Origin of the sequence: Streptomyces sp. NPDC058534, assembly GCF_042717365.1 — a bacterium.
In the GTDB taxonomy this organism is placed as follows: domain Bacteria; phylum Actinomycetota; class Actinomycetes; order Streptomycetales; family Streptomycetaceae; genus Streptomyces.
Map to the genome: position 1 here is coordinate 39,346 of NZ_JBHXNW010000037.1, position 7,496 is coordinate 46,841.

The 7,496-nt window shown below is 70.8% G+C and carries 7 protein-coding genes; all 7 read left to right on the top strand.

Features of this window, described 5'->3' with window-relative positions; translation table 11 throughout:
* Nucleotides 1-164 precede the first annotated feature (164 nt).
* The 7 genes from ACFWR9_RS22845 (at nucleotide 165) to ACFWR9_RS22875 (ending at nucleotide 7,430) form a co-directional block, all read left to right on the top strand.
* Entirely contained in the window at nucleotides 165-1,037 is an 873-nt protein-coding gene (locus tag ACFWR9_RS22845; protein WP_383845113.1) for an SGNH/GDSL hydrolase family protein, read from the top strand.
* Between the two features lie 30 nt (nucleotides 1,038-1,067).
* Entirely contained in the window at nucleotides 1,068-2,024 is a 957-nt protein-coding gene (locus tag ACFWR9_RS22850; protein ID WP_383845115.1) for a GlxA family transcriptional regulator, read from the top strand.
* 132 nt (nucleotides 2,025-2,156) lie between these two features.
* A complete protein-coding gene (gap, locus tag ACFWR9_RS22855) occupies nucleotides 2,157-3,155 on the top strand; it encodes a type I glyceraldehyde-3-phosphate dehydrogenase (RefSeq protein WP_383845117.1) in 999 nt (332 codons plus the stop codon).
* A gap of 49 nt (nucleotides 3,156-3,204) precedes the next feature.
* Nucleotides 3,205-3,708 carry a peptidylprolyl isomerase gene (locus ACFWR9_RS22860; RefSeq protein ID WP_383845119.1) on the top strand — a complete coding sequence of 168 codons (504 nt, stop codon included), beginning with the start codon at nucleotides 3,205-3,207 and terminating at the stop codon, nucleotides 3,706-3,708.
* Nucleotides 3,709-3,844: 136 nt separating this feature from the next.
* Nucleotides 3,845-5,323, top strand: coding sequence for a glutamate-cysteine ligase family protein (locus ACFWR9_RS22865; RefSeq protein ID WP_383845121.1), 1,479 nt, complete (start codon nucleotides 3,845-3,847; stop codon nucleotides 5,321-5,323).
* 23 nt (nucleotides 5,324-5,346) lie between these two features.
* Nucleotides 5,347-6,189 (top strand): class II glutamine amidotransferase, encoded by an 843-nt coding sequence (locus tag ACFWR9_RS22870; protein ID WP_383845123.1) that lies wholly within the window; start codon nucleotides 5,347-5,349, stop codon nucleotides 6,187-6,189.
* 302 nt (nucleotides 6,190-6,491) lie between these two features.
* The gene (locus ACFWR9_RS22875; protein ID WP_383845125.1) at nucleotides 6,492-7,430 is read left to right on the top strand and encodes a TauD/TfdA dioxygenase family protein; all 939 of its coding nucleotides are present in this window, start codon (nucleotides 6,492-6,494) and stop codon (nucleotides 7,428-7,430) included.
* Nucleotides 7,431-7,496: the final 66 nt, after the last annotated feature.

A 7,496-nucleotide genomic window follows, 5' to 3' on the forward strand; every position in this document is an offset into this window, starting at 1 on the left:
GATTTTCAATCGGAATCGATCGAAAATCAATCGACCTTGCCAAACAGCGGTTCCACTGCAAGAAGTTCAGTCAACAACGTTGACTTGGAGTCAACGGCACTGCACATTACTTAAAAGTAGAACCGACCAGTAACCCAGCGGCCGCACTCCAGAAGAGAGAGCACATGCCGAAGCATGCCCTGAGCCGTGTCATGACCGCGTCAGCTGCCGCCGTCGGCGCGCTGGCCCTCGGCCTCACCGACGCCACCGCGCACGCCACCCCCACCCTCGACTACGTCGCCCTCGGCGACAGCTACAGCGCCGGCTCCGGGGTCCTGCCCATCGACCCCACCAACCTCCTCTGTCTGCGCTCGACGGCGAACTATCCCCACGTCATCGCCGCCTCGACGGGCGCCCGCCTCAAGGACGTCACCTGCGGCGCCGCCCAGACCTCCCACTTCACCGAGGCCCAGTACCCCGGTGTCGCTCCGCAGGTGAACGCGCTGAGCGCCGGCACGGACCTGGTCACCCTGACCATCGGCGGCAACGACAACAGCACGTTCATCAACGCCATCACGGCCTGCGGCTCCGCGGGCGTCCTCAGCGGCGGCAAGGGCAGCCCCTGCAAGGACCGGCACGGCACGTCCTTCGACGACCAGATCGAGAACAACACCTACCCCGCGCTCAAGGCCGCACTGCGCGAGGTCATGGACGCGGCGCCCAACGCCCGGGTGGCCGCGCTGGGTTACCCCTGGATCACACCGGCCGCCGCCGACCCGTCCTGCTTCCTGAAGCTGCCGATCGCCGCCGGTGACGTGCCCTACCTGCGGGGCATCCAGGCCCACCTCAACGACGTGGTCGAGCGCGCCGCCGAGGAGACCGGCGCGACCTTCGTGGACTTCGCCCAGGTCTCCGAGGGCCACGACGCCTGCGAGGCCCCCGGCACCCGGTGGATCGAGCCGCTCCTCTTCGGGCACAGCCTCGTCCCCGTCCACCCCAACGCGCTCGGTGAGCGGCGCATGGCCGAGCACACCATGGACGCCCTCGGCCTGGGCTGATTCCGCCGCCGTCCCCCGTACGCTGGGCCCGTGCCGTCCTCCCGCCTGCGCCGCGTCGCCGTCCTCGTGCTCGAAGGCGCGAAGCCGCTCGACGTCGGCATCCCGGCGCAGGTGTTCACGACACGGGCGAGCATGCCGTACGAGGTCCGGGTGTGCGGCGCGGCACCCGGCCTCGTGACCGGCGGTGACGGCCTGTCGTACCACGTGGCCCACGGCCTGGACGCGCTGGCGTGGGCCGACGTGGTCTTCCTCCCCGGCTACCGGGCCCCCGACCGCGACGACCCGCCGCCGGCCGTCGTCGAGGCGCTGACCGAGGCCCACGGCGGGGGCGCGCGGCTGGCCGCCATCTCCACCGGCGCCTTCGCGCTGGCGGCGACGGGACTGCTCGACGGCCGGCGCGCCACGACGCACTGGCACTACACACGGGCGCTCGCCCTGAAACATCCCCGCGTGCGGGTGGACGAGAACGTGCTCTTCGTGGACGAGGGCAGCGTGCTCACCTCCGCGGGCGCCGCCTCCGGCATCGACCTGTGCCTGCACATCCTGCGCGGCGACCTCGGGGTGGCCGCGTCGAACCACGCGGCCCGGCGCCTCGTCGCGGCCCCCTACCGCAGCGGCGGTCAGGCGCAGTACGTGCCGCGCAGCGTGCCCGAGCCGCTGGGCGAGCGGTTCGCGGCCACCCGCGAGTGGGCACTGCGCCGCCTCGGCGAGCCGCTCACCCTGGAGGCCCTGGCCCGGCACGCGACGGTGTCGGCGCGCACCCTCTCCCGGCGTTTCGTCGAGGACACCGGTTACACGCCGATGCAATGGATCATGCGGGCCCGCATCGACATGGCCCGTGAGCTGCTCGAACGCTCGGAACGCGGCGTGGAGCAGATCGCCGCCGACGTCGGTCTGGGCACCGGCGCCAATCTGCGCCTGCACTTCCAGCACATCCTCGGCACCACTCCCAGCGAGTACCGCCGCACCTTCGCCCGGGGCGACTGACCGCGCCCCTCCCCGGCTCAGGGCCCTGGCGCGATTCTTTCGAACCGTGGCACTCACGCCGCTGCCGTCCCCGGACGCGGCGCGCGAGCCTGGTGGCGAAGGACCTGGCCGCGCAACGAAGGGACAGCGCTCATGACGCGCATCGGCATCAACGGATTCGGCCGCATCGGACGGAACGTGCTGCGCGCACTGCTCGAACGCGACTCCAAGATCGAGGTCGTCGCCGTCAACGACCTCACGGAGCCGGCCGCCCTGGCACGGCTGCTCGCCTTCGACTCGACGTCCGGCCGGCTCGGGCGTCCGGTGAGCGTGGACGGGGACACCCTCGTCGTCGACGGCCGCCGGATCAAGGTGCTGGCCGAGCGCGAGCCGGCCCGGCTGCCGTGGGCCGAACTCGACGTCGACATCGTGCTGGAGGCCACCGGCCGCTTCACCTCCGCCGACGCCGCCCGCGGCCACCTCACCGCGGGCGCGAGGAAGGTCCTGGTCAGCGCGCCGTCGGACGGTGCCGACGTGACGCTCGCGTTCGGCGTGAACACCGACGCGTACGACCCGGCCGCCCACACCGTCGTCTCGAACGCGTCCTGCACCACCAACGCGCTCGCGCCACTGGCCGCGGTGCTCGACGAGCTGGCCGGCATCGAGCACGGCTTCATGACCACGGTGCACGCCTACACGCAGGAGCAGAACCTCCAGGACGGCCCGCACCGCGACCCGCGCCGCGCCCGCGCCGCCGGGGTCAACATCGTGCCGACCACCACGGGCGCGGCCAAGGCGATCGGCCTGGTGCTGCCGAACCTGGACGGCAGGCTGTCGGGCGACTCGATCCGCGTCCCGGTCCCGGTGGGTTCGATCGTCGAACTGAACACGACCGTCGCCCGCGACGTGACCCGCGAGGACGTGCTGGCGGCCTACCGCACCGCCGCAGAGGGACCGCTCGCGGGCGTGCTGGAGTACTCGGAGGACGCGCTGGTCTCCTCCGACATCACCGGCAACCCGGCCTCCTCGATCTTCGACTCGGCCCTGACCCGCGTGGACGGCCGGCACGTCAAGGTCGTCGCCTGGTACGACAACGAGTGGGGCTTCTCGAACCGCGTGATCGACACGCTGGAACTGCTCGCCACACGCTGAAGGGGAAGCCGGTTCGGCATCACGGGGCCTCGCACGTCACAATGGTGCGATGAGCAATTCCAAGATTTACTTCGACATCGACATCGACGGCCAGGATGCGGGCCGCATCGTCTTCGAACTCTTCGAGGACGTCACCCCCAAGACCGCCAAGAACTTCATCGAGCTGGCCACCGGCGAGCACGGCTTCGGCTACGCGGGCTCCCCGTTCCACCGCGTGATCCCGCAGTTCATGCTCCAGGGCGGTGACTTCACCAGGGGCGACGGCACCGGGGGCAAGAGCATCTACGGCGAGAAGTTCGCGGACGAGAACTTCCAGCTGAAGCACACCGGTCCCTACCTTCTCTCCATGGCGAACGCGGGCCCGAACACCAACGGCTCGCAGTTCTTCGTCACCACCGTCCCCACCCCCTGGCTGGACGGCAAGCACGTCGTCTTCGGCAAGGTCGTGGACGGCACGGACCTGGTCGACCGGATCGAGACCTACGGCTCGTCCCCGTCGGGCAGCACCTCCGCGAAGATCAGCGTGCGGGAGTCCGGCCGCTTCGAGGGCTGATCGTCCGCAGCAGACCCGAAGGGACGGGGCCCACCGCGTACGGCGCGGTGGGCCCCGTCCCCGTCTGGTGGGGTGGGCCGGGTGGTGCGACGCTGGGGTGGAGAGGTGCCCGAGGACGGCAACCCCGGGAGGGCCGATGGGACGGGACGTCCCGGCGGTGGTCTTCACCCGTGAGGACCGCCGCCGGTACCGGATCAAGATGCAGGAGTGCCTGGAGGCCTTCGCGCAGATGCTGCGCGATTCCCGGTTCGAGACCGAGCGGCCCCAGGTGGGCCTGGAGATCGAGCTGAACCTGGTCGACGACCGGGGCGAACCGGCGATGCGCAACAGCGACGCGCTCGAAGCGATCGCCGACCCCGCCTGGGCCACCGAGCTGGGCCGCTTCAACCTGGAGATCAACATCCCGCCCCGGTGGCTGACGGCGGGCGGCCCCGACGCCTGGGAGACCGAGATCCGGGCCGCTCTGAACCACGCCGAGGACCGCGCCAAGTCGGTCGGCGCCCACCTGATCATGGTCGGCATCCTGCCCACGCTGCGCCAGTCCGACGTGGGCGAGGCGGCCCTGTCGGAGAACCCGCGCTACCGGCTGCTCAACGACCAGGTGTTCGCGGCCCGGGGCGAGGACCTGCACATCGAGGTGGACGGCGTCGACCGCCTGCGCACCTACGCGGACACCATCACGCCCGAGGCCGCCTGCACCAGCACGCAGTTCCACCTCCAGGTGGCCCCCGAGGAGTTCGCCGACTACTGGAACGCGGCACAGGCGATCGCCGGCGTCCAGGTCGCCCTGGCGGCGAACTCGCCCTTCCTGCTCGGCAAGGAACTCTGGCACGAGAGCCGTATCCCCCTGTTCGAGCAGGCCACCGACACCCGGCCGCAGGAGATCAAGGCACAGGGGGTGCGGCCCCGGGTGTGGTTCGGGGAGCGGTGGATCAACAGCGTCTTCGACCTCTTCGAGGAGAACCTCCGCTACTTCCCGGCCCTGCTGCCGCTCTGCGACGAGCAGAAACCCGCCGAGACACTGGACCGCGGCGACGTCCCCGAGCTGGGCGAGCTGACCCTGCACAACGGCACCATCTACCGCTGGAACCGGCCCGTCTACGCGGTCGCCCACGACAAACCGCACGTCCGGGTGGAGAACCGCGTCCTGCCCGCCGGTCCCACCGTGGCCGACACCCTCGCCAACGGAGCCTTCTACTACGGCCTGACCCGCGCCCTGGTGGAGGAGGAGCGGCCGGTGTGGTCGCGGATGTCCTTCTCGGTCGCCGAGGACAACCTGCACACCGCCGCCCGGCACGGCATCGAGGCCTACCTGTACTGGCCGGGCATGGGCGAGGTGACGGTGCCCGAGCTGGTGCTGCGGCGGCTGCTGCCGCTGGCGCACCGGGGACTGGAACTGTCCGGCATGGACTCGGCCTGGCGGGAGCCGCTGCTCGGCATCATCGAGCAGCGGTGCGTCACCGGCCGCAACGGCGCGGTCTGGCAGAAGGAGATGTTCCACCACATCGACGCCTCCGCCCGGCCGAGCCGCCACGAGGCGCTGCGCCGCATGACACAGCAGTACATGGACTACATGCATCTCAACGCCCCGGTCCACACCTGGCCGGTCGACTGACGACGCCAGGGAGGCGGCGGACGATGTGCCGATGGCTCGCCTACTCGGGGACACCCGTGCTGCTCGAGACGATCCTCTACAAACCGCAGCACTCGCTGATCGACCAGAGCCTGCACTCCCGGATGGGCGTGGAGACGACGAACGGGGACGGGTTCGGCGTCGGCTGGTTCGGCCCCGAGATGCGGACGCCCGCGATCGTCCGGGAGATCGGGCCCGCCTGGAGCAACCGAAACCTGCGGGAGATCGCCGGTCATGTCCGCTCGCCGCTGTTCTTCGCGCACATCCGGGCGTCGACGGGCAGCGCGGTTCAGCAGACCAACTGCCATCCGTTCCGCCACGGACGCTGGATGTGGATGCACAACGGCGCGATCGCCGACTTCCACAAGCTGCGCCGGGAACTGGCGCTGGCCGTCGACCCGCGTCTCTACCCCGACATCGAGGGGTCGACGGACTCGGAGATGATGTTCTTCCTGGCCCTCACCTTCGGCCTGGAGGAGGACCCGCCGGGGGCCGTGGCGCGGATGGCGGGGCTGGTGGAGGAGGTCGGTCACGAGCACGGGGTGGAGTACCCGTTGCAGATGACCGTCGCGGTGACCGACGGGCGGCGCCTGTGGGCGTTCCGCTACTCCACCCAGGCCGAGTCCCGGTCGCTCTACTACAGCTCACGGGTGGAGAGCCTGCGCGCCCTCCATCCCGACCTGCCGTTCCTGCGGGAGGCGTCCGACGAGACCCGCCTGATCGTCTCGGAGCCCCTGGGCGACCTGCCCGGTGTCTGGAACAAGGTGCCCGAGGGCAGCTACGGCATGGTCCGGCCCGAGGGCGACGACATGCTCCCGTTCGTGCCCCGGCCCGTCCGGCACCGTTGACAGGGACGGCCAAAGATCACACAATCGGGGCCATGACCACATACCGGTTCGGCACCACGGCGGAGTGTCCCCGCGTGCCCGAGCGAACCGGTTGTGAGCGCTCCGGCCGATAACGGCCGCCCCCGCACCGAAGGCTCGACGCGCGACGCGTCAGGGCCCTGTCGGTCCGTCGTCCGGCGAAACATGTTCCGGCGAAACGCTGAAACGCTCCGGAACCCTCACATTTTCCCGGCCATCGGGCGGTGACGTCGTACCGCCATGGCCCGGTACCGCCCAGACCACCGCACCAGGAGAGGACTCCCATGACTGTCACGGCCGCAGGCCCGAGCGCCGTCCTGCGCGAAGCGCGCATCCCGGAGGACGGAATGTACGAGGGCCGGCGCATCCTGCGCCGGCTGCCCGAGGGGTGGCGGGAGCGGCCCTACGACCACTTCGAGGTCGTTTCGCAGGCGCGCACAATCGGCGCCGAGATCCGGGGCGTCGACCTCTCGCGCCCGCTCGGCGCCCCCCTGCGCGAGGAGTTGAACCGCGCCCTGCTGGAGTGGAAGGTGCTCTTCTTCCGCGCCCAGCACCTCACCTCGGGCGAGCAGCGGGACTTCGCGGGACGCTGGGGCGAGCTGGAGACCAATCCCCTGCTCACCGCCGGTGCCAGTGCGGACGTCGTCCGGTTCGACAAGGGCGCCGGGGATACGCCGACGTACGAGAACGTGTGGCACACCGACGTCACCTTCCGTGAGCGGCCCGCGCTCGGCGCCGTGCTCCAGCTGCGCGAGGTCCCCCCGTTCGGCGGGGACACGATGTGGGCGGACATGGCGGCGGCCTACGACAACCTGCCGCCGGAGGTGAAGGAGCGCATCGAGGGCGCCCGCGCCGTGCACGACTTCATCCCCGGGTTCGCCAGGTTCTACGGGCCCGAGCGGCTGGCCCCGCACCAGGACCTCTTCCCGCCCGTGGAGCACCCCGTCGTGCGCACCCACCCCGAGACGGGGCGGCGCATGCTGTTCGTGAACACGTCGTTCACCACCCGCATCACCGGCATGGACCGGGCCGAGAGCGACCGGCTGCTGCGCTTCCTCTTCCAGCAGGCGCATGTGCCCGAGTACCAGGTGCGCTTCCGCTGGCAGGCGGGCGACGTCGCCTTCTGGGACAACCGGGCCACCCAGCACTACGCCGTGGGCGACTACGGATCCGAGCGCCGGGTCGCCGAACGCGTCGCCATCGCGGGCGACCGCCCCTTCTGAAAAAGGGGGAAGGGGGGGCGGAGCCCGCAGCCCCCCACACCCCCCCACGGCGCCGAACGCCCGAGA

Excerpts from the sequence above, each read along its gene's own strand:
- gap (WP_383845117.1), top strand. The coding sequence starts at position 2,157 with ATGACGCGCATCGGCATCAACGGATTCGGCCGCATCGGACGGAACGTG.
- ACFWR9_RS22870 (WP_383845123.1), top strand. The coding sequence starts at position 5,347 with ATGTGCCGATGGCTCGCCTACTCGGGGACACCCGTGCTGCTCGAGACG.
- ACFWR9_RS22845 (WP_383845113.1), top strand. The coding sequence starts at position 165 with ATGCCGAAGCATGCCCTGAGCCGTGTCATGACCGCGTCAGCTGCCGCC.
- ACFWR9_RS22865 (WP_383845121.1), top strand. The coding sequence starts at position 3,845 with ATGGGACGGGACGTCCCGGCGGTGGTCTTCACCCGTGAGGACCGCCGC.
- ACFWR9_RS22860 (WP_383845119.1), top strand. The coding sequence starts at position 3,205 with ATGAGCAATTCCAAGATTTACTTCGACATCGACATCGACGGCCAGGAT.
- ACFWR9_RS22875 (WP_383845125.1), top strand. The coding sequence starts at position 6,492 with ATGACTGTCACGGCCGCAGGCCCGAGCGCCGTCCTGCGCGAAGCGCGC.